Source organism: Afifella marina DSM 2698, assembly GCF_900102695.1.
Classification (GTDB): domain Bacteria; phylum Pseudomonadota; class Alphaproteobacteria; order Rhizobiales; family Afifellaceae; genus Afifella; species Afifella marina.
Map to the genome: position 1 here is coordinate 383,543 of NZ_FMVW01000003.1, position 21,545 is coordinate 405,087.

The 21,545-nt window shown below is 63.6% G+C and carries 19 protein-coding genes and 1 tRNA gene; 5 read left to right on the plus strand and 15 right to left on the minus strand.

Features of this window, described 5'->3' with window-relative positions; all coding sequences use genetic code 11:
- Window position 1 precedes the first annotated feature (1 nt).
- From xth to tesB, 8 genes are all read right to left on the minus strand, one after another.
- Complete coding sequence (gene xth, locus BLP76_RS09670) at window positions 2–805, minus strand: exodeoxyribonuclease III (protein ID WP_092812011.1); 804 nt, start codon at window positions 803–805, stop codon at window positions 2–4.
- Window positions 806–1,102: 297 nt separating this feature from the next.
- Window positions 1,103–1,750 carry a LolA family protein gene (locus tag BLP76_RS09675; protein ID WP_092812013.1) on the minus strand — a complete coding sequence of 216 codons (648 nt, stop codon included), beginning with the start codon at window positions 1,748–1,750 and terminating at the stop codon, window positions 1,103–1,105.
- Window positions 1,751–1,835: 85 nt separating this feature from the next.
- A complete protein-coding gene (locus BLP76_RS09680) occupies window positions 1,836–4,274 on the minus strand; it encodes an FtsK/SpoIIIE family DNA translocase (protein WP_244514530.1) in 2,439 nt (812 codons plus the stop codon).
- Window positions 4,275–4,480: 206 nt separating this feature from the next.
- Complete coding sequence (locus tag BLP76_RS09685; protein ID WP_092812017.1) at window positions 4,481–5,833, minus strand: ammonium transporter; 1,353 nt, start codon at window positions 5,831–5,833, stop codon at window positions 4,481–4,483.
- Between the two features lie 35 nt (window positions 5,834–5,868).
- Window positions 5,869–6,207: a P-II family nitrogen regulator gene (locus BLP76_RS09690; RefSeq protein WP_092812142.1), complete on the minus strand. Its 339-nt coding sequence runs from the start codon at window positions 6,205–6,207 to the stop codon at window positions 5,869–5,871.
- A 360-nt stretch (window positions 6,208–6,567) separates the two neighbouring features.
- Window positions 6,568–7,875 (minus strand): ammonium transporter, encoded by a 1,308-nt coding sequence (locus BLP76_RS09695; protein WP_092812019.1) that lies wholly within the window; start codon window positions 7,873–7,875, stop codon window positions 6,568–6,570.
- 32 nt (window positions 7,876–7,907) lie between these two features.
- Window positions 7,908–8,246, minus strand: a complete 339-nt coding sequence (locus tag BLP76_RS09700) for a P-II family nitrogen regulator (protein ID WP_092812021.1) — start codon at window positions 8,244–8,246, stop codon at window positions 7,908–7,910.
- A 221-nt stretch (window positions 8,247–8,467) separates the two neighbouring features.
- Window positions 8,468–9,340, minus strand: coding sequence for an acyl-CoA thioesterase II (gene tesB / locus BLP76_RS09705; RefSeq protein WP_092812023.1), 873 nt, complete (start codon window positions 9,338–9,340; stop codon window positions 8,468–8,470).
- Window positions 9,341–9,493: 153 nt separating this feature from the next.
- Between tesB and BLP76_RS09710 the strand changes: the two genes are divergently transcribed.
- Window positions 9,494–10,720, plus strand: coding sequence for a ubiquinone biosynthesis hydroxylase (locus BLP76_RS09710; RefSeq protein WP_092812025.1), 1,227 nt, complete (start codon window positions 9,494–9,496; stop codon window positions 10,718–10,720).
- A 14-nt stretch (window positions 10,721–10,734) separates the two neighbouring features.
- On the opposite strand, the gene BLP76_RS09715 is transcribed toward BLP76_RS09710, so the two are convergent.
- From BLP76_RS09715 to BLP76_RS09740, 6 genes are all read right to left on the minus strand, one after another.
- On the minus strand, window positions 10,735–11,379 hold the full coding sequence (locus BLP76_RS09715; protein WP_092812027.1) for a TetR/AcrR family transcriptional regulator: 645 nt from the start codon (window positions 11,377–11,379) through the stop codon (window positions 10,735–10,737).
- A gap of 20 nt (window positions 11,380–11,399) precedes the next feature.
- Entirely contained in the window at window positions 11,400–11,621 is a 222-nt protein-coding gene (locus BLP76_RS09720) for a Trm112 family protein (protein ID WP_092812144.1), read from the minus strand.
- Window positions 11,622–11,653: 32 nt separating this feature from the next.
- Window positions 11,654–12,328, minus strand: coding sequence for an LON peptidase substrate-binding domain-containing protein (locus BLP76_RS09725; RefSeq protein WP_092812029.1), 675 nt, complete (start codon window positions 12,326–12,328; stop codon window positions 11,654–11,656).
- A gap of 35 nt (window positions 12,329–12,363) precedes the next feature.
- A complete protein-coding gene (gene trxA, locus BLP76_RS09730) occupies window positions 12,364–13,296 on the minus strand; it encodes a thioredoxin (RefSeq protein WP_092812031.1) in 933 nt (310 codons plus the stop codon).
- Window positions 13,297–13,358: 62 nt separating this feature from the next.
- Window positions 13,359–13,868: a GNAT family N-acetyltransferase gene (locus tag BLP76_RS09735; protein WP_092812146.1), complete on the minus strand. Its 510-nt coding sequence runs from the start codon at window positions 13,866–13,868 to the stop codon at window positions 13,359–13,361.
- Window positions 13,858–14,361 carry a prolyl-tRNA synthetase associated domain-containing protein gene (locus BLP76_RS09740; protein ID WP_092812033.1) on the minus strand — a complete coding sequence of 168 codons (504 nt, stop codon included), beginning with the start codon at window positions 14,359–14,361 and terminating at the stop codon, window positions 13,858–13,860. Before BLP76_RS09740 ends, BLP76_RS09735 begins: the two co-directional genes overlap by 11 nt.
- 240 nt (window positions 14,362–14,601) lie before the next feature.
- Here BLP76_RS09740 and BLP76_RS09745 point away from each other — a divergent pair.
- From BLP76_RS09745 to BLP76_RS09760, 4 genes are all read left to right on the plus strand, one after another.
- Window positions 14,602–14,676 (plus strand) — tRNA-Gly (locus tag BLP76_RS09745).
- Between the two features lie 349 nt (window positions 14,677–15,025).
- Window positions 15,026–17,134: a TonB-dependent siderophore receptor gene (locus BLP76_RS09750; RefSeq protein WP_092812035.1), complete on the plus strand. Its 2,109-nt coding sequence runs from the start codon at window positions 15,026–15,028 to the stop codon at window positions 17,132–17,134.
- On the plus strand, window positions 17,134–18,393 hold the full coding sequence (locus BLP76_RS09755; RefSeq protein WP_092812037.1) for an MFS transporter: 1,260 nt from the start codon (window positions 17,134–17,136) through the stop codon (window positions 18,391–18,393). Before BLP76_RS09750 ends, BLP76_RS09755 begins: the two co-directional genes overlap by 1 nt.
- Window positions 18,394–18,721: 328 nt before the next feature.
- Window positions 18,722–20,389, plus strand: coding sequence for a putative transporter (locus BLP76_RS09760; RefSeq protein ID WP_092812039.1), 1,668 nt, complete (start codon window positions 18,722–18,724; stop codon window positions 20,387–20,389).
- A gap of 13 nt (window positions 20,390–20,402) precedes the next feature.
- Here the strand turns inward: BLP76_RS09760 and BLP76_RS09765 are convergent, their stop codons facing one another.
- Window positions 20,403–21,488: a YeiH family protein gene (locus BLP76_RS09765; RefSeq protein WP_092812041.1), complete on the minus strand. Its 1,086-nt coding sequence runs from the start codon at window positions 21,486–21,488 to the stop codon at window positions 20,403–20,405.
- Between the last annotated feature and the right edge of the window lie 57 nt (window positions 21,489–21,545).

Sequence of the window (21,545 nt, forward strand, 5' to 3'; positions counted from 1 at the left end):
TTCAGGCTTCGGCGAAGGTCGCGATCACGGGCACGTGATCGGAGGGGCGTTCCCAGCCGCGCGCTTCCTTGATGACCTTGATGCCCTGCGCCCGGGCGGCCATATCGGCTGCCGCCCAGATATGGTCGAGACGTCGTCCTCGGTTCGAGGCTTCCCAATTGGGCGAGCGATAGCTCCACCAGGTGAAGAGCTTCTCTTCCGGCGGTACGAAGCGGCGCATGACGTCGACCCACGGCCCGGCCGCCTGGAAGCGTAGAAGACCCTCCGTCTCGACGGGCGTGTGGCTCACCACTTTCAGGAGCTGGCGGTGCGACCACACATCGGTCTCGAGCGGGGCGATGTTGAGATCCCCGACCAGGATGGAGCCCGGCTGCGCCAGCCTTTCTGCGGCCTGCGTCAATTCCTCGATGAAGGCGAGCTTGTGGGCGAATTTCACGTTCTTGTCCGGATCCGGCTCGTCGCCGCCCGCCGGGACGTAGAAATTGTGCAAGGTCACGCGTTGCTGACCGGATTCGACCTTCGCCTCGATGTGGCGGCAGTCGATGCGGTCGCAGAAATGATTGCGATCGACGCCGAAGAGGGGGCGGCGCGAGACGATGGCGACGCCGTTGTAGCCCTTCTGCCCGGAGAGGGCGAGGTGGGGGTAGCCCGCCTCGCGGAACGCCTTCTCCGGAAAGAGAGCGTCGGGGCATTTGGTTTCCTGCAGGCAGAGCACATCCGGTTGATGCTCGGCAAGAAACTGCAGAATGAGACCGATGCGCAGGCGCACCGAATTGATGTTCCAGGTGGCGATTGAGAGTGACATCTCTTCCGAGTGGCCTGCCGTGACACGGAAATCCAGTCGCTGTGCGCGAGGTCAACAGGAAAGCCCAGAACTTTTCTGAAATAGAAAGGCGCCCAAGCGTGGAGCCTGGGCGCCTTCGCGGGAACGAACCGGATAAAATCCGGCTGATCAGACCCGAGCGAGACGGGGGGCGTTGTATCGGCCGGGTCGATCTCCGCGGCGGAGAGATGGGGCTTCTTGTCGCTGAGACAACCCCAGCTTCCGACACAAAGATTTGTAGCCTGAAAGAAAGGCGAAAAAAATATCTCTCAGAAAGATTTAATCGCCGAGAGATCGCTCGCGGGCGCGGTTGGTGACGCCGCTGTAGTTGATCTTGAAAAGCTCCGGTGAAAGGGGTCGGCCAGTCTCCACATTGTAGAGGGCGACCGTGGTATCGAGCCCCTGTGCGTCACGCACTGTCCACTGGCGAAGCTCGTACGTGGACGGATCGAAAAACAATGTGAGCGTCCCACCGCCGAACTGCGCATCGTCGACCACCACCACTTGGATCAGATCGGATTCGACCTGTACGCCCCGCACCCGGCTCGACTTGGCGAGATTGAGCTGATCGTCGAGGAGGAATTTGAGCGGCGTTTTGGACAGGGGCCACAAATCGTCGGTCTTCATGCTCGCATCGCGCACGAGCACCGATTTGCCGTCCGACTTCACCTTCAGCTTGGAGGGCGGGTCATAGTCGAAGAGGATGCGCCCGGGGCGCTCGATATAGAACTTGCCCTGGCTCTTCTCGCCCGTCGGGCCGAACTGGATGAATTCGCCATGCATCGTCTTGAGATTGGCGAGCTTGGCCGAGATGGACGCCAAGGCCTGCTGCTGGTCTGCGGTGAAGGCAAAGGCGGATCCGGCGGCCAGGCCGAGCGCCACGACGCCGACGGCCATGGTGGCGAGTGTCTTCGATAAAATGCGCATCAGATCCTCCAAGGATCGGAAAGGTCGGGACGGAGAATGTCGGGCATGAAAACGGTAAGACCAGCCAAACGTGGCGGAAATCCGCTCAGGCGGCGTCCTCCCCGACCAGGATCTCACGCTTTCCGGCGTGGTTGGCCGCGCTGATCAGCCCTTCGTTTTCCATGCGTTCGATAATGGAAGCGGCGCGGTTGTAGCCGATCGAAAGCCGCCTCTGGACGTAACTGGTCGAGGCCTTGCGGTCGCGCAAGACGATGGCGACCGCCTTGTCGTAGATGTCGTTGGAATCGTCGGAGCCGGCGAGCGCATCCCAGCCGGATTCGCCTTCCGCTTCCTCGTCGGTGATGGCGTCGCGATAATCCGGCACGCCCTGTCCCTTCAGATGCGCCACCACCTCTTCGACCTCCTCGTCGCTGACGAAGGGGCCGTGCACGCGCTGAATGCGGCCGCCGCCGGCCATGAAGAGCATATCGCCCTGGCCGAGAAGCTGTTCGGCGCCCTGCTCGCCGAGGATGGTGCGCGAATCGATCTTCGAGGTGACCTGGAAGGAGACGCGGGTCGGGAAGTTCGCCTTGATCGTGCCGGTGATGACGTCGACCGAGGGGCGCTGCGTCGCCATGATGACGTGGATGCCGGCGGCACGGGCCATCTGGGCAAGCCGCTGCACGGCGCCTTCGATCTCCTTGCCCGCCACGATCATGAGATCGGCCATCTCGTCGATGATGACGACGATATAGGGCATGGGCTCGAGCTCGAGTTCCTCGGTCTCGAAGATCGCCTCGCCCGAATCGTGGTCGAAGCCGGTCTGCACCGTGCGGCGAATCACTTCGCCCTTCTTCTTTGCCGTGGCAATGCGCTGATTGAAGCCGTCGATGTTTCTGACGCCCACCTTCGACATCTGCTTGTAGCGCTCTTCCATCTCGCGGACGGTCCATTTGAGCGCGACGACCGCCTTCTTCGGATCGGTGACGACGGGGGTGAGGAGGTGCGGGACGCCGTCATAGACGGAGAGTTCGAGCATCTTCGGGTCGATCAGGATGAGGCGGCACTGCTCGGGCGTCAGCCTGTAGAGGATCGAGAGGATCATCGTGTTGATCGACACCGACTTGCCGGATCCCGTGGTGCCGGCGACCAGAAGGTGAGGCATCTTGGCGAGATCGGTGATGACGGGTTCGCCGCCGATCGTCTTGCCGAGTGCCAGCGCCAGGCGCGCCCGGCTTTTCTCAAAGTCGACCGAGCCGAGGATCTCTTTCAGCAACACCATCTCGCGGCGTGCATTCGGCAATTCGATGCCGATGACGTTGCGTCCGGGAACCACTGCGACACGCGCTGCAATGGCGCTCATGGAGCGGGCGATATCGTCGGCGAGACCGATGACGCGCGAAGATTTGATGCCGGGGGCGGGTTCCAGCTCGTAAAGCGTCACCACCGGGCCGGGGCGAACATTGATGATTTCGCCGCGCACGCCGAAATCTTCCAGGACACCTTCGAGAGCGCGGGCGTTCTTTTCGAGGGCGGCGGGGTCGTGGTTGAGGCTGCCCTTGGGGTCCGGATCGGTGAGCATGTGCAGGGGCGGGTGCTCGTAACTGTCCGACGGCAGAAGCGACGGCTGCGATTCGCGTTTGGCGCGACGGCTCGGTTTCAGCTTCGGCGCCGGCGCCGTGACGAGCGAGGAGGCCTGTGGCTCCTCGTAGGTTTCTTCGTTGTCGTAATCTTCTTCCTCATAGGCGTCGAACGGCGTGTCGCTCGCGGCCAGCGAGGGCTCGTGGCGGGTCCCGGCGATGGTGGCCGGGCGCTCGGAACGTTCCAGCGCTGCACGAACGGCGCGGTGTGACCCACGACGCAGACCGCGGCTGACCGCAGACAGCGCTGAAAAGCCGTGATGCATGACAAAGCCCGCGACCACGGAGAGGCCGCCGCGAGGCGCATCCTCATCGGAAAGGTCGATGTCATCCTCGTCCTCGGCCTCATCGAGGGCTGCGGGGGTGTTCATCGGCGCGTAGGCCGTGTCGCCGATCGGACGGGATCTTGCGGCTGCAAAGAGAAGGCCAAGGCCGATGCCGGTCGCCAGAACGCCGATTGCTGCGCGCATGCCGATGACGAGAGGATCGCCAAAAATCCAGGTCGGCAGGCGCAGCATGATGTCGCCGACGGCGCCGCCGATACCGATCGGGAGAGGCCATGATTGCGGCACCGGCAGGCAGGCGAGCGCGAGGGAAGTGACGGCCGTGCCCGCAAGCCAGAAGCCGAGCTGCTGAAAGGGCTGGGCGGGGACACGCATGCGCAGGAGCGCCAGCGCCAGGAGAGCCGGCGGCAGGAGTAGCGCGATGATGCCGAGCCCGAAGAACTGCATGGCGAGGTCGGCGAAGTTCGCCCCCCATGCGCCGAGCAGATTGCCCACAGGCGCATCCGTGATGTTCGAGAGGCTCGGATCTGCGACCTTCCAGGTGGCCAGAGAAAGCACCATCATCGCCAGCAAGAGGAAGAGCACGAAGCCTCCCAGCTGCACGATGCGCCGAACCGCCATACGACGGAGGGCATAGGTGGAATGGAAAAACTCGCTGCTTGCGCCGAAGGCCATGGGAGATCGTTCGTCCCTGCGTTGGTGGACTTCCGCGACAATAGGCGGGGTGGGTTAAACGCTTGTTAACCAGACCGGCCGGGAACGATCCTCAAAAGAAAACGGCCCGGGCGTGACGCCCGGGCCGCATCGCAGAGTGCTTTGAGTGGAACTTAGACGCGCTGCGAGCCGACGCCGAATTCCGGGTAGGCTTCGACGCCGATTTCCACCGCGTCGAGACCCAGCGCCTCTTCTTCCTCGCTGACCCTGAGGCCGACGGTGAATTTGAGGGCGAGCCAGATAACGGTGCTGACGACGACGCAGAAGACGCCGATCGAGGCGATGCCGATCGCCTGGGTGACGTAATTCGTATCGGCATTCGACAGCGGCACGATGATCGTTCCCCAGATGCCGGCGACGAGGTGCACCGGAATGGCGCCCACGACGTCGTCGATCTTCAGCTTGTCGAGAAGCGGCACGACCAGCACCACGATGAGGCCACCGACGGCGCCGACGAAGAGAGCGGTCGGCACGGAGGGGGCGAGCGGTTCGGCGGTGATCGAGACGAGACCGGCGAGGGCGCCGTTGAGGGCCATCGTCACGTCGACCTTCTTGTAAACGACTTGGGTCAGGATCATCGCCACCACGACGCCGGAAGCGGCGGCGAGGTTGGTGTTGACGAAGATGCGCGAGATCGCCGAGGCGTTTTCGAAGCCGTCAAGGGCGAGCTGGGAACCGCCGTTGAAGCCGAACCAGCCGAGCCAGAGGATGAAGGTGCCGAGCGTGGCGAGCGGGATCGAGGAGCCCGGGAAAGGATGCACGGCGCCGTTCGGGCCGAACTTACCGCGACGAGCGCCGAGAATGACCGCGCCGGTCAGGGCACACCAGCCGCCGACGGAGTGGACGAGCGTGGAACCCGCAAAGTCGGAGAAGCCCATCTCCGAAAGCCAGCCACCGCCCCACTGCCAGGAACCGGTGATCGGATAGATGATGCCGGTCAGGATCACCGTGAAGATCATGAACGGCCAGAGCTTGATGCGCTCGGCGAGCGTGCCTGAGACGATGGAGGCCGCGGTGGCGCAGAACACCATCTGGAAGAACCAGTCGGACGCGGCCGCATAATCGCCGCTCGTCTCACTGGCCGGATCCGGGATCGCCTTCGGGATCGGAACGCCGAAATAGCCGCCGTCCACGTTCATGTACATGAGGTTGTAGCCGATCACCCAGAACATCAGGCCCGCGACCGAGTAGAGGCCGATGTTCTTGAGGCACTGCATGGAGACGTTCTTGGACCGTACGAGCCCCGCCTCCAGCATGGCGAAGCCCGCCGCCATCCACATCACGAGGAAGCCCGTGACGAGGAAGGAAAACGTGTTGAAGGTGAAAGCGATAGCCGCCGCGTCGGCGGCCGGAGCAGCCTCGGCCGCAGGCGCTGCAGCGTCCTGTGCCAGGGCCGGCTGCACGGCGGCGATCGCGGCAATGGCCGCAATCGCCGGCACCGCCTTAAGCCAGTGTTTGTTCTTCATGAAGTGTCCCTCTCTCCCGTTCTCCGACGTCATTGTCAGAGAGCCTCCGCGTCGGTTTCCCCGGTGCGGATGCGCACCGCCTGTTCGACGTTGACGACGAAGATCTTGCCGTCGCCGATCTGGCCGCTCTTGGCGGCGGCGGCGATCGCCTCCACCACCCGATCCGCATTGGCGGAATCGACGACGACCTCGATCTTGAGTTTGGGCAGGAAGCTCACCGCGTATTCAGCGCCGCGGTAGATTTCCGTGTGCCCTTTTTGCCGGCCGTAACCCTTGACTTCCGTCACGGTGAGGCCCTGCACCCCAAGCTCCGTGAGGGCTTCACGCACCTCGTCGAGCTTGAAAGGTTTGATGATCGCAATGATCAATTTCATCTCGGTCACAATCTCCCTTTGGCTGGGCCGGCGTGCGGCCGACCATCCGGACGACGCGTCTGGGCCGCCGCCTTACGGGGCTTTCTCTACAAGCCGCGTGCCAGAATCGGGAACAATTTGCTAAGTGCCGTGAGTCACTTACGGATTCCCCACAATCTGGAGCAGTTTGCAGGGCGCGCTGCGAGAAATGCCTATGAAATGTGCAAAATTGCAGTTTTGCCCAAAGCCGCGCCAGCGAATGCGGCAGCGGGGCGGCGTAAAGACGGCGGAAGAGAGTAGAGAGCTATGCCTCTTCGCGGAGGGCAAAATAAAACCCGGCCGCAGCGCGGCCGGGTCGCTCAATAACTCGGATGTGGGTGCTTACTGAACCACTTCACCATGGAGATTGACGTCGAGACCCTCGGTTTCGACTTCCGGCGAGACCCGCGTGCCGACCGTGATATCGATGACTTTCAGGATCACGAACGAGCAGATGGCCGTCCAGGCGATCGTTGCTGCGATACCGTAGACCTGCGTCATCACCTGGCCGGCATTGCCTTCGATGAGGCCCGGCGTGCCGCCGATCGCTTCACGGGCGAAGACGCCGGTCAGAAGTGCTCCGACGATGCCGCCGACGGCGTGCACGCCGAAGGCGTCGAGCGAATCGTCATAGCCGAGCATCGGCTTCAGCCACACCACCGCCCCCAGGCAGACGAGGCCGGCGGCAGCGCCGATGATGAGCGCCCCTGTCGGATCGACGAAGCCCGAGGCCGGCGTGATGGCGACGAGGCCAGCCACGGCGCCGGAAATGATGCCGAGGACGCTTGGCTTGCCGCGCAGCGCCCATTCACCGAACATCCAGGCAAGCGCTGCGGTCGCCGTCGCGATCTGGGTGACGGCCATCGCCATGCCGGCAGTGCCGTTGGCGGCAAGCGCGGAACCCGCGTTGAAGCCGAACCAGCCGACCCACAGCAGCGAAGCGCCGATGATCGACAGGACGAGGTTGTGCGGCGCCATGTTCTCCGAGCCGAAGCCGCGGCGCTTGCCGAGGACGAGGGCTGCCACCAGGCCGGCGACACCGGCATTGACGTGAACGACCGTGCCGCCCGCGAAGTCGAGCACGCCCGCATTGGCGAGGAAGCCGCCGCCCCAGACCCAGTGGGTGACGGGGGCATAAACGATCAGGCTCCACAGGCCGATGAACCACAACATGGCCGAGAACTTCATGCGATCGGCGAAGGCGCCGGTGATGAGAGCCGGCGTGATGATCGCAAAAGTCATCTGGAAGGTCATGAAGACCGTCTCGGGGATGGTGCCGGTCAAGGCGTCGCTGCCGACGCCGGCGAGCAGCACTTTCGACAGGCCGCCGACATATGCGTTGAAGGCGCCCCCGTCGGTGAAGGCCAGAGAATAGCCGCACACCATCCACAGAACCGTCGCCAGGCAGCAGATGGCGAAGCTCTGCATGGCCGTCGCCAGAACGTTCTTCTTGCGCACCATGCCGCCGTAAAACAAGGCGAGCCCGGGTATCGTCATCATCAGCACGAGTGCGGTCGATGTCAGCATCCAGGCGGTGTCGCCGCTGTCGAGGGCCGGCTCGGTCGCGTCCTGTGCCCAACTCGGCTCAGCAGCGAGCAAGGCAAAGGCGCCGATCAGGCCCGCCCCCCATAAAATTCCCCGCTTGTTCATTGACTGTCCTCTCTCCCAAAAGCCTGTTGCCGTCAGACCGCCTCGTTGTCGGTCTCTCCCGTGCGGATGCGGACCGCCTGTTCGACGTTGACGACGAAAATCTTGCCGTCGCCAATTTGACCGCTTTCAGCGGCGGCCGTGATGGCTGCGACCGCGCGGCTCGCGCTCGCAGCCTCGACGACGACTTCGATCTTCAGCTTCGGCAGAAAGCTGACTGCATATTCCGTGCCGCGGTAAACTTCGGTGTGTCCTTTCTGGCGTCCGTAACCCTTCACCTCAGTGACGGTGAGGCCCTGGACGCCGATTTCGGTGAGGGCATCTCGCACTGCATCGAGCCGGAACGGCTTGATGATCGCCATGATCAGTTTCATCGCTTCGATCTCCCCAGCTGCGGCGGCGCGGGCGAGGCTCAGCGCTGCCCTTTCTTTGTGCCGCCGTGGTTGCACCTGCCACTATCGACGCTCCCGCAACGATGCGTGCTGCGGCATAATGCTTGAGCATTCGCCGCGTCGAAGGGCAGGGGTTTCCTGCGTTTTGGAGAGGGGAGAGACGCGATCCGCGCCCTCAGGCGCGTCAATTGCCTAAGAAAGCATCACTCTTTTCGCGGCCGGGGCCGGATGAGACCTTCTTGGGCAACAGAGGCTACGAGCGTCCCGTCACGCGTGTAGATCGCGCCGAGCGAGAGGCCGCGGGCGGAGGAGGCGGACGGGCTCGTCTGGGTGTAGAGAAGCCAGTTGGTGGCGTCGAAGGGGCGATGGAACCACATCGCGTGGTCGAGGCTTGCCACCTGCATGTCGACTGAGAAAACCGAACGGCCATGCGGAAAGAGCGCCGTGTCGAGGAGCGTCATATCCGAAGCGTAAGCGAGGGCGCATTTGTGCAGAGCGTTGATGGCCGGCATCGGGCCGTTGGCGCGGAACCACACGTCCTGGCGTGGCGGCAGGGCGCGCCGCGCCACATAATGATCGAGATCGACGGGACGGAACTCGATCGGGCGCTCGCGGCTCCAATAGGCTTTGACCGCGTCCGGAGCCTGGCTCTTCATCACCAGCTCTTTGAACTCGGCCTCCGACATCAAATCCTCAGGGGCCGGCACGTCCGGCATGGGTCGCTGATGCTCAAAGCCGCCTTCTTCCCTTTGGAACGAGGCCGACATCGTAAAAATCGCCTCGCCATGCTGTACGGCAATGACGTTGCGGGTCAAAAAGCTCGAACCGTCCCGAATGCGGTCGACCTCGTAGATGATCGGCACCGTCGGGTCGCCGGGCCGCAGAAAATAGCCGTGCAGCGAATGGGCGTGGCGGTCGAGAGGCGCGGTGCGCGTGGCCGCAACCAGGGCCTGGCCGATCACCTGCCCCCCGAAGACGCGTTGCCAGCCCACCTGCGGGCTGCGGCCCCTAAAGAGGTTGTGCTCCAGCGTCTCCAGGTCGAGAATGTCGAGCAAGGTTTGAATTCCGTCCGTCATGTTGATGAACCCGGAGCATAATCCTAAGGCGGGATCGGCAGAGCCGAAGCGGGCGCAACCGTTGTCGCGCGGGGCTCGGAAGTCAAGCAGGGCGGAAGCCTGAACAGAGATGGCGGCTTCGTTGCCGCCGATAAATGGAAGAAGAGGGCGAGAATGGCGGACAGCAAGCGTGCGGATGTGGTGATTGCGGGTGGTGGGTCGGCCGGACTTACGGCGGCGCTTGCCATCAAGCGCGGCGCGCCGGACCTCGATGTCATGCTCATCGATGCCGCTGGGGTAAAACCTGCCGGTGCCGATCAAAGGGCCTCGGCGATCGCGGCAGCCGCCAAGCGCATGCTCGAGACCCTCGATGTCTGGGAGCGTGTGGCCGACGAGGCGCAGCCGATCAACGCCATGGAAATCACCGACAGCGCCACCGGTGATGCCGTGCGTCCGATTTTCCTCACCTTCCAGGAACCGCTATCCGATGGCGAACCCTTCGCCCATATGGTGCCGAACGGCGCTTTGACCGCGGCTTTGCAGGACGCGAGTGTGGCGGCGGGCATCGAGATCGTCGCGCCGGAAACGGTGCGCGATCTTACCGTCGATGGAAGCTCGGTCGCGCTCTCTCTCGGTTCGGGCAACCGGGTCGATGCGCGCCTTCTCGTTGCCGCCGACGGCGTGCGTTCGGGGCTGCGCGGCAAGGCCGGCATCGCCACCGTCTCCTGGCGCTACAAGCAGATGGCGATCGTGGTCACGGTCGCGCATGAGCGGCCCCATCACGGTGTCGCACGCGAGCATTTTCTGCCCTCGGGCCCCTTTGCCATCCTGCCGCTCAAGGGCAACCGTTCCTCGCTTGTCTGGACCGAACGCGAGGCCGACGCCAAAAAGCTTCTCGCCGAAGACGAATTCGTTTTTCAGATCGAGCTGGAGCGGCGCTTCGGCCATCATCTCGGCGAGCTCTCGCTCGACGGGCCGCGCCAGGGCTATCCGCTCGGGCTTACGCTGGCACGCGATTTCGTGCGTCCGCATTTCGCGCTTCTCGGCGATGCGGCGCACGGCATTCATCCGGTCGCCGGCCAGGGGCTCAATCTCGGTTTCCGGGATGCGGCGGCGCTTGCGGAGATCGTCGTCGACGCCAATCGCCTCGGCCTCGATATCGGTCATATCGAGACCCTGAAGCGCTATGAACAATGGCGGCGTTTCGACAGCTGGCAGATGGGCGTGACGACCGATGTCCTCAACCGGCTCTTCTCCAAGGAAAACAAGATGCTGCGGGCGGCCCGCTCGGTCGGCCTCGGGATCGTCGACCGTCTGCCCTTCCTGAAGCAGAATTTCATCAAGGAAGCGGCGGGCCTCGGCGGCGAACTGCCCCGGTTGATGCGCGGCGAGGCGCTTTAGCGCAGAGGGATGTGCTAGACGCTTCCGGTTCGTCCCGGCTCGACGGAGAGCGGGGCTCCCGCACTCTCAGCGAGGCGGGTCTGTCGTGCGGCCTCGCCAAAAAGCTCCCGCATATCCTCAAGCGCCCGCCTGAGTGGGGCCTCGTCGCGTCGCGCTTCGGCGAGCGCGATGCCGCCCTGCCAGAGAATTAAGGCTTTGGCCGCAGATGCCTGAGCTTCGGAAGGGCTCGCGCCGATGCGTGAAAGCTCGTTTGTGAGCCAGGCTTCGAGATGGGCGAGGATTGCGGCCGCCCGTGCCGATGCTTCGGGGGCCGGATCGCGGAACTCCGCCGAGGCTCTGCGGATCGGGCAGCCGCGCTCGGTGCGGGTCGCCACCGAATGAGACAGAAGATCGACGAGGGTCGCGAGGCGTGTTTGCGGCGCATCCGCCGCTGCGGCGATCTCTTCGAGCGCCGCCTGCATTTGCTCGGCCATGATCGCGGCAACCGCCTCGGCGAGAGCCGCCTTGGAGCGGAAGTAATAATAGATGTTGCCGAGCGGAACGCCCGCCGCCGCACCGATCTCGGCGAGCGAGGTCGCCGCAAAACCCTTCTGCCAGAAAAGATCTGCAGCGGCGTTGACGAGCCGCTCGCGGCTTTCCGCGCCGCGTTTTTTTGCCACCTGCGCCCCCCTGCTTCGGCCTAATCTTCCAGGCGACGAGCCTCTTCTTCAAGCAGAATCGGGATGCCGTCGCGGATCGGATAGGCGAGCCTGGCGGCGCGGCTGACCAGTTCCTGTCGTTCGCGATCGTATTCGAGCGTCGTGCGGGTCACCGGGCAAACGAGAATTTCCAAGAGCTTCGGATCGACCTGACGCTGGCTTGACGTTTCATCCGGCGGTTGAGCGGTCTCTTCGCGCGTCATCCTGTCCTCCTGCATGTCCTCATCCCTGCCCACTATTGCACGGGCGCCTGATCGTGCGAGCCCGCCAGCGACAGTTCGGCGATGGCGATCAGCGTCTCCGCCCGCTCTTTGAGACTCGGCGCCTCCAGAAGCGCTTGCTTTTCGGCCGGACCCCACGGGCTCATCATGCACAAAGCCGTGAGCAGTCCGACATTCGAAGCGCGTTCCACGCTTTCCCAATCGGCTTCGAGGTCATGGGCCGTGAGATAGCTGCGGAAAGCCGAAAGAAGGGCCGTCCGGTCGATCTCCTCCTCGCCCTGGCGCGGCTCGAAGTCGGACGTGAATTTCTCAAAACACACCTGACAGGCGCGGTAGTCCGCTTCCGTCTCCAGCTCCTGCTGGATCACGAAGCGTGATACGCCGGTCAGGGTCACGAGATAGCGCCCGTCGCCCGTTTCGGCGATCTGGGTCAACCGCCCGGCGCAGCCCACCTGGCAGAGAGGCGCCGTATGGCAATCCTCACTGCACCCGATCACCGGCTGGATCATGCCGATGAGCCGCTCTCCGCGCAACGCGTCGTCGATCATCGCGACGTAGCGAGGCTCGAAAATGTTCAGCGGCAATTGCCCACTCGGCAGCAGCAAAGCGCCGGAGAGTGGGAACACCGGGATCCTGTCGGGAAGGTCGGATGGATCTCTATAACAGCGATTTCCGGCCTGGATGGCCATTCGCAACACCTCGTCGAATGCTTTCTCGTCTAGAACTAGGCGAAAAGCAGAGACGACAAGCGCTGACGGGACTTAGCCGTCGCCGGATCCTTGTTTCCCCAGGCCTCGAAGAACTGCACGAGCTGCTTGCGCGCCGCCTGATCGTTCCATTCCCGGTCGCGGCGGACGATCTCCAAGAGACATTCCGCCGCGCCCATGCGATCGCCGCGCGCATTGAGGATGAGCGCGAGGTCGAAACGGGCCTGATGGTCGGCGGGATCCTGCTCGAGCCGCGCTTTGAGGGCGTTGGGATCGCCAAGGCCTTCCGACTGCTCCGCGAGTTCGAGCGCCGCGCGTGCCTGCACGAGAGCTTCGTTGCTGGCAAGCGCCGGTTCGATCCCGTCGAGCAGCCCTCGTGCCGCGTCGAGATTGTGAAGGCTGATCTCGCAGCGCACGAGGCCAGCCAGGGCTGCCGCGTTTTCCGGCTCCTCATGCAGCGTCTGGGCGTAGAGATTGGCGGCCCCTGCGGGATTGCCGCCTTCCAGTTCGGCATCTGCCGCGGCGAGGGCCGCTTCCGCCGAGCTCGGTCCAACGGGTCCCGCGATCCGCTGCAGGAAATCCATGACCTGGCTCTCGGGAAGGGCGCCCATGAAGCCGTCGAGCGGCTGGCCGTCCTTGAAAGCGATCACGGCTGGGATGGAGCGGATCCCGAGCTGGCCGGCGATCTCCGGGTGATCGTCGATGTTCATCTTGACGAGTTTGACCTTGCCGCGGGCCTTTTTCACCGCCGCTTCGAGGATCGGCGTCAGCTGCTTGCACGGGCCGCACCAGGGGGCCCAGAAATCGACCAGAACCGGAACCTCGCGCGAGGCCTCCATAACGTCGGCGCGAAACTCCTGGGTGGTGGTCTCCTTGATGAGACCGGAGGCGTCGTTTTGGGGCTGCGGGGCGCTCGTCTGGCCGCCGAGGATGAATCCTTCTGCGCTCATTTGCGGCTTCCTTCCATGTGTCGTGGCGATATGTGGCGATCGTAGCCGGGAAAGCAATCGGGTCAGGCGTCGCCTTGACGGGCGATGTCGCCGCGGACGTGCCTGTCGCCAGACCTTTCGTCGCTGACGGTGAGTTCGAGGATGGGGCGTGTCCAGGAGACCGGCCCGGATGCAGGCTCCTGCCCAACGACCCGCGCGCCCATTCTTTCGTAGAAAGCCTGCGCCGGCGGATGCGAGATGATCTTGATGGCACGGATGCCGCGCGCGGCCGCTTCGCGCTTCAAATCGGCGATGAGCGCGGCGCCTACCCCGCTTCCCTGCGCCTCGTTGGCGACGAAGAGGAGGTCGAGTTCGGGCGCCGGCGTCGTCGTCAGGCTGTAATAGCCAAGGATTTTACCGGCCCGTTCCGCGAGGACGAAGATATCCTCTGCGATCTGGGCTTCACTAATCACATAGCCGTCGAGCATCGCCCGGTAGGGCCCGCGATAGGCAGCGGAGGCCTGTGTCAGGGCGTTGAGTGCGGCGCGGTCGTTCTCCCCGGCGCGACGCAGGACGATCCGATCAGACAGCATCGCCGGATGCGGCAAGGATTTGCGGCTCGTGGCCGGTCGCCTTCAGGAAGGTGAAGAGATCGTCGCGGCCAATTTTGGTTGTCGCGGTGTTTTCCAGCGGGTGGAAATTCAAGACGTCGTAGGAGAGGAGAGCCTCGTCCAGGATGACGGTGACCCGCTGCTCCGTGTCGTTGATCACGGAGAACGGCGTGACGGAGCCGGGCCTCACGCCCAAGAGCTCCTCCAGAAGCTCAGGTTTGCCGAAGGACAGGCGCGCCGAGCCGAGCCGCTTATGAAGCGTTTTCATATCGATCTCGGCATCTTCCTTGGCCACGAGCAGAAAGATCTGGTCCTTCTTGTCTTTCAGGAAAAGGTTCTTGGTGTGCGCGCCTTCGATCGTGCCGCGCAGGCGTTTCGATTCCTCCACGGTGAAGAGCGGCGGGTGTTCCATCGTTTCCGTCGAAACGTCGATTTCGTCGAGGAACGCCATCAGTTCGGCGCGACCTTTCGCCATGTCTCTTGCCCCGCAAGCTTCGTAAAGGCGTCGCCATAGCCAAGGCCGGAGACGGGCACAAGGCGAGACGGCCGCGGCAGGCCTCGGCGGGACGTGCGCAGAAGAGAGAAGGGCGGAAAAGGGGCCGATCTCCGTCTCAGAGAATTGTTCTCGCGATCAACGCATTTCAGGTGTTGCAATGGCCAATCGCTTGCGCCATATAGGCGACCGCTCCCGCCGAACGGCGGTGCAGCGATGGATGCGGGTGTAGCTCAGGGGTAGAGCACAACCTTGCCAAGGTTGGGGTCGTGGGTTCGAATCCCATCGCCCGCTCCAGTTTTATCGTGATTTCCTTTTTCTGCAAATCACGCGCGCGCCGCGCAAGCGGCTCAGCCGTGCGGCTGCACTTCGTGCAGCGATATACCGGCGGCGCGGTAATCGTCTCATCCGTTTCATCTCGGGCCATTCGCTTCTTGGCCGACGCTGCCCGCCGCTGCGTGGGTCTTGGCGCCCCGTAGCCGGCGGTCGAAAGCCCTGCGCTCACATCAGGCGACCGCGGGTGAGATAAATATGACACATTGAGTTAGGATTTATCCTGCGGACGGCGCTGTGCCGTCTGCCAATGTTGACTCCACTCGTCAGGTTTTGCACGGCGGCGGCCTGCATTCTGAAGACGAGAGAGTACATGATCCTCCACCGCACCCTTCTGGGCTTCAACGTCGCCACTCTCGGCTCATTCGTCCTGGTGGGCCTGCCAGGAGGCGTTCACGCGCAGGATCTCGACAACCCGATCGCGCTTCAGCCGATCGTCGTCGAGGCGGAAAGCGATCAGATCCTGAAACAGGATGGATATGTCGCCAAACAGGATCGAGCCGGGACAAAGGTCGATACGCCGATTGCGGACATTCCGCAGGCAATCACGGTGGTCACTCAGGATCAGATCGAGGATCAGGAGCCGCGCACGCTCAACGAGACGCTCGGCTATACGGCGAGCGCCAATCCGAACAATTTCGGCTTCGATTCGCGCTTCGACGCGTTCACGCTGCGCGGCTTCAACGCCTATTACAACGGCATCTTTCGCGACGGGCTGCGCCAGTACAATTCGCCGACGGCACTCTTCAAGACGGAGCCTTACGGCGTCGAAGGCATCACCATCCTGAAAGGTCCTGCCTCCTCGCTTTATGGCGTCAGCGGCCCGGGCGGCATCGTCAACATCGTCACCAAGCGCCCGAAGGAAGAGACCTATCGCGAAGTGGAACTCGTCGGCGGAAGCTACGACCGCTATCAGATCGGCGTCGATTTCTCGGGGCCGGCGAACGATTCCGGGACCCTGCTCTACCGCCTGACCGGGCTCGCACGCGATGCCGACGCGGAACTGCCCTCCTATCCCGACAACAAATATTATCTGGCGCCGGCTTTCACGCTGAAGCCCAACGAAGATACGACGCTCACCGTCTTGAGCGAGCTGTCGCGGACGATCACGGGCGGCACCGCCTCCTACTACAACCCGGCCTATGGCGTCGTCTCCGATCTCTACGACGGCGATCCCGACTACAACGACTTCGTTCAGAACCAGGGGCGGATCGGGTACGAGCTGGAGCACCGCTTCAGCGATCTGCTGACGGTTCGCCAGAATCTGCGCTACAGCAAGGTCGACGCCGATCTCCAATATTCGGGTCTTTATGCGAGCGGCGCCGATCTCGCCCGCTACTGGGGCCATTACGAGGAAGAGGCGACTTCCTTCGTCGTGGACAACATGGCGCAGTTCACCTTCGACACGGCGGCGATCTCTCATACGGCGCTTGCCGGGATCGACTACACATGGGCCGAATACGACGCTTCGAGCGCGCTCTCCTATGCCTCGATCGACGACATCGCGAGCGCCCCGCTCGCCTATGATGGCGGTCAGGAGCTGAACGGTATCGGCGCCTATCTGCACGACCAGATGGAATGGAACGGCTTCACCTTGTTCCTGAGCGGCCGCTACGACTGGGTCGAGACCACCTCGATCGATACCGACCGCGTCGAAACCGACTATGACGATGAAGACTTCTCCGGCCGCGTAGGGCTGTCCTATCGCAGCCGATGGGGCGTCATCCCCTACGCCAATTATTCGACCTCCTTCTCGCCGAATATCGGGCGCGTCTACGACGACGTGACGAGCGACGAGAGCCGGGCGGCGGCGCCCACCATCGCCGAGCAGGTCGAAGTGGGTGTGAAATACGAGATCCCGGACACCAACGCGATCGTGAGCGCCGCTTATTTCAACATCGAGCAGACGGACGGCGTCGTCTTCGACACGACGACGGGGATCAACCGGCAACGCCAACTCGATCTCACCTCCGAAGGCGTTGAATTCGAGGCTCAAGCCTCGCTCGACAACGGGCTCAACCTGATCGCCTCCTATACGCATCTCAAGATGACCATCGACAAGGGTGCGACCGGCACGGCCGGCAACGAATTGTCCGGCGTGCCCAACAACATCTTCTCGCTGTGGGGGCTCTATCAGTTCCAGCCGGGCTCTCCCTTTGCCGGTCTCGGGATCGGGGCTGGCGTGCGCTATGTCGGGGAGAGCTACGGCGACGATACCAACACGTTGAAGAACGACGACCGCTACTTCATCGACGCCTCGCTCTCCTATGATTTCGGCGCGCGCGATCCGCGGCTCGCCGGGGCGAAGTTGCAGATCAACGCCAAGAACCTGTTGGATGAGCGCGAGCCCGTCTGCACCTCCGGCTATTGCTATCGCGACGAGGGGCGGACGATCATCGGTAGCCTGCGCTATCGCTTCTGATGGCGGCAGGTGAGGGGGCGGAAACCGCACGCGAGGGCTGGCTGATCTCGCCGGTCGCCACCCTTGCCGCGATCGGCGGGCTTTATGTGGCACAAAGCGTGATCGGCGGGCTGACCTGGATCGGCCTGCCGGCGGTGCTGCGCAATCAGGGGGCTGATCTCGGCGATGTCGGCCTCGTTTCGCTGATCGCGCTTCCCTGGGCGCTCAAATTTCTCTGGGCGCCTTTGGTGGAGCGTTACCGCTTGCCGCGGCGCGGCCGCAATCGTTCGGGCGCCATCGTCCTTGCGGGCACGTCCACCGTCGTCGCCACCTTCTGGCTCGTTGGCGCGCTGTCTGCCGATGTGCTCTGGCCGATCTTTGCGCTTCTCACTCTCGCCGCCTTCGCGACCGCCACCGTCGATATCGCCTGCGATGGCTATGCGGTGGAAAATCTCTCGAAGCGGCAGCAGGGTTGGGGCAACACCGCCCAGGTCGGCGGCGCCTATCTCGGTTCGGCGCTCGGCGGCGGGCTGTTCCTGGTGATCGTCGGCCACAGTGACTGGACTTCCGGCGTGTGGACGATGGCGGTGCTGGTGATGCTGCTTGCGCTGCCCTTTCTCGTCCAATCGCGGGCTGCCAATTTTGTGGCCGAGCGGACGCATCTTCCCTCGCTTCGGGCGGCGCTTGCGCGTCCTGAAATCCGCCGAGGCCTTGTTGTGGCGGCGGTCTATGTCGTTGCCCAGAAGACCGCCTTCAACATGCTGTCGCCCTATCTCGTCGATCGCGAGGTCAGCCTTGCCACGATCGGCCTCCTCAATGGGCTCGGTTCGATTTTTCTCGGCATTTCCGGATCCCTCCTGGGGGGCGCCTGCGTGCGTCTCTTGGGGCCGCGTCCGGTTCTGGTGGCGGCACTGGTTCTGCAGGCGTCGGTTCTCGCGTTTCTTTCCTTCTCCGCAACGGCGCCATGGGTCCCGCTCTGGCTCGTCATCGGCGTGGCACTGGTGGCGACGTCGGGGCTGATGGCCTTCGGCTTCGTGGGGCTCTATTCGCAGTTCATGCGCTGGTCGGATCCGCGTCAGGCGGGCATCGATTTCACGCTCTTTCAGTGCGTCGACGCGCTTCTGTCGCTGAGCGGCGGTGTTGCGGCCGGGTTTCTCGCCGAACGTTTCGGCTATTCGCTCTTCTTCGCTGGTGCGGCCGTTCTTGCGGTTCTGGCCGTGCCGGCAATTGCTGTGATGGCAGGAGGGAAGGCATCAGAGGCCGCCGACGCGCAGCCTTGAATGCCCGCTCCAAATCGCCGATGCTCGCGCAACTTCCCGCTATAACTGCCGAGTGAGACGTGATCGCCCCACCCGAACCGCATGAAGCCACCGCGTCTTTCGTGTGTGAAGCCGCCATGGCCGAGATGTCGCGTCGGGTCGACGATGACGGGAGACCGATCTCCGTGGTAGAGGCGGCGCGCGCGGCGTTTGCTTCGAGACCCGGCCCTAGATCGCTGCCGCAAATTTCGGCCAAGTACCGAGGCGGAAGGTTCTTTTCGGGTTTCAAGGCAGATATCTGCGCAGCCGCGGGCTTCTCCTCCCCTCTGCCCGCCAGCGGATCTTTGTGATGGATTTCTCCGCCCTTCTTTCCGGCCTCGATCCCGTCGCAAGCGGGCTCGTCGTGCTTTGTCTCGTCGCCGTCACCGGCCTTGCTCTCGGCAATGTGCGCATCGGCTCCGTCTCTCTCGGCATTGGCGGCGTCCTCTTCGCCGGCGTCATCTGGGGCCATCTCGGCTTCACCGTCGATCCGGAAGTGGCGCATTTCCTGCGCGAATTCGGCCTCATCCTCTTCGTCTACTCGATCGGCATTCAGGTCGGGCCCGGCTTCTTTTCCGCGCTCAAGCGCTCCGGGCTGGCGCTCAACGGCCTTGCTGCCGGTCTCGTCTTTCTCTCCATTATCGTCGCGGCCACGTTGCATCTCATCGTCGGCGTGCCCCTGCCGGTGATGCTCGGCCTGATGTCGGGGGCGACGACAAATACCCCCTCGCTCGGCGCTGCCACCCAGATGCTGACGAGCGTCGGGGCAGGTCCCGAGGCGCTTGCCGCACCCGCGCTCGGCTATGCCGTCGCCTATCCGTTCGGCATCCTCGGCATCCTTCTGACCATGGGGATCGTGCGCGCCGTGCTGCGCATCCGGCCCGAAGCCGAGCAGGCGGCGTTCGAAGCGGAGCGGGCGGCGAAGCAGCAGGGGCTGCAGACCGTCAACGTCAAGGTCACCAACCGCAACATGCAGGGGCTCACGATCGGCACCCTACCGGGGCTCGAAGAGATGAGCCTCGTTGTTTCCCGTATCATGCGCGACGGTGTCGTGGAGGTCGCGCATCCGGAAACCGAGGTGCGGCTCAACGATGTCCTGCTTCTCGTCGGCCCGGCGGAAAAGCTGCCGGGCATGGTCCGCATCCTCGGCCAGCAGGCGAAGACCGATCTGAAGGCGATCCCGTCCGACGTGAAGTGGAAGCGCTTCGTCGTCACCAATTCCAACGTTTTCGGCGCGTCTCTCGGCAGCCTGGATCTGCTTCATCGCCACGATGTCGTCATCAGCCGGGTCACGCGCTCCGGCATCGAGCTTGCCCCGCATGACGGGCTGCGCCTGCAATTCGGCGACATCTGCACCGTTATCGGCCATCCGGAAAATCTCGACCGCGCGGCCCAGGTTCTTGGCAACCGCAGCCAGGCCCTTGAGCAGGTGCAGATCCTGCCGATCTTTCTCGGCATCGCGTTCGGCGTTCTCTTCGGCTCCATCCCGGTCGCTTTTCCGGGCATGCCGGCGCCGGTGAAGCTCGGGCTCGCTGGCGGGCCGCTCGTCGTCGCCATCATCCTGTCGCGTCTCGGCCATATCGGGCCACTCGTCTGGTTTATGCCCTCGAGCGCCAATCATGCCTTGCGCGAGATCGGCATCGTTCTTTTTCTCGGCATCGTCGGGCTCAAAGCGGGTGAGAGTTTCGTCTCCATCCTCGTGGAGGGCGACGGGCTCATCTGGCTCGTTTATGGCGCCCTCATCACCATCATTCCGCTTCTCATCATCGGCTTCATCGGCCGTCTAGTGCTGCGGCTCAATTATCTGACGCTCTGCGGTCTTCTGGCCGGTAGCATGACCGATCCGCCGGCGCTTGCCTTCGCCAATGCCATCCGCCCGTCCGAGGCGCCGTCACTCGCTTATGCGACCGTCTATCCGCTCGTCATGGTGCTGCGCATCCTGGCGCCGCAGGTCCTCGTCCTGATCTTCTGGTTCTGAGACGCTTACAGCCTCAGAAGAAGAGCTTCACCAAAGTGAGGCTGAAGGTCGAGATGAAGAGGAAGGCGAGGAGGCCCAGAAGCGCTGGGCGCAGGCCTTCCGCCATCAGCTTGCGCACATCCGTCTCGAGCCCCATCGCGGCGAGCGCCATCGACAGAAGAAAGGTCGTGCCAAGCGCGATCTCGCTCTTTGCGCTTTCCGGGATCGCCACGAGGCTGTTGACGCCGACGAGTGCGATGAAGCCGAGCACGAACCATGGGATCGGCGCGCGGGCGGCGGAATTGCCTGAGGCAGCGAGCCGCTCGCGGGCGAGAATGCCGAGGCCGAGCACGACCGGTGCCAGCATCATCACGCGCGAGAGCTTGGCGATGGTGCCGAATTCGCCGGCCTCTGCGCCGTTCTGATAGGCGGCTGCGACCACCTGCGCGATCTCGTGCACCGAGGCTCCGGTCCACAGGCCGAAAGCATGCGGTCCGAGGCCCAGAAGCGGAGCGAGGAAGGGGTAGGCGAACATCGCGATCGAGCCGAAGATGGTGACGCAGGCAACCGCATAGGCGACGTCCTCGTCATGGGCGTTGGTCACGGTGTTCGTGGCAATGACGGCGGAGGCCCCGCAGATCGACGTGCCGGCGGCGATCAATTCGGCGAGCTTGCGTTCCACGCCGAGCCTTTTCCCGCACCAGACTGTGAAGGTGAAGGTCGAAAGAAGCGTTGCGATGATGATGGCGACCCCGGTTCCGCCGACCTCGATCACCTGCGCGGCCGTCAGCTGCAGGCCAAGCAGGATGATGGCAAAGCGCAGGATGCGGCGCATCGAAAAGCCGACGCCGGGTTTGGCGACGGCGGGCGTGCCGATGAGATTGTGAAACAGAATGCCAATGAGGATCGCGATGATCATTGGGCTGAAGGTGCCGAGCCCTGGCAGCTGACGAAGCCCGAAGGCGAGTGCGGCGATCGCTGCGGCGAGACCCACGCCTGGTAGAATGCTGCCGAAAAACGCGGTGCGTGTGTCGGTCGGCGAAGCGGTGTGGGGTTCGCCTCCGTCTGCGTCGACAAAAGCGTCTGCGGTGATGTCAGGTTCGTCGCTCAATGCGGTCAAGATCGGCCTCCGTCCGGGAGACCGATCTTTCGCATTCGGGGCTTCAATCACTCCAAC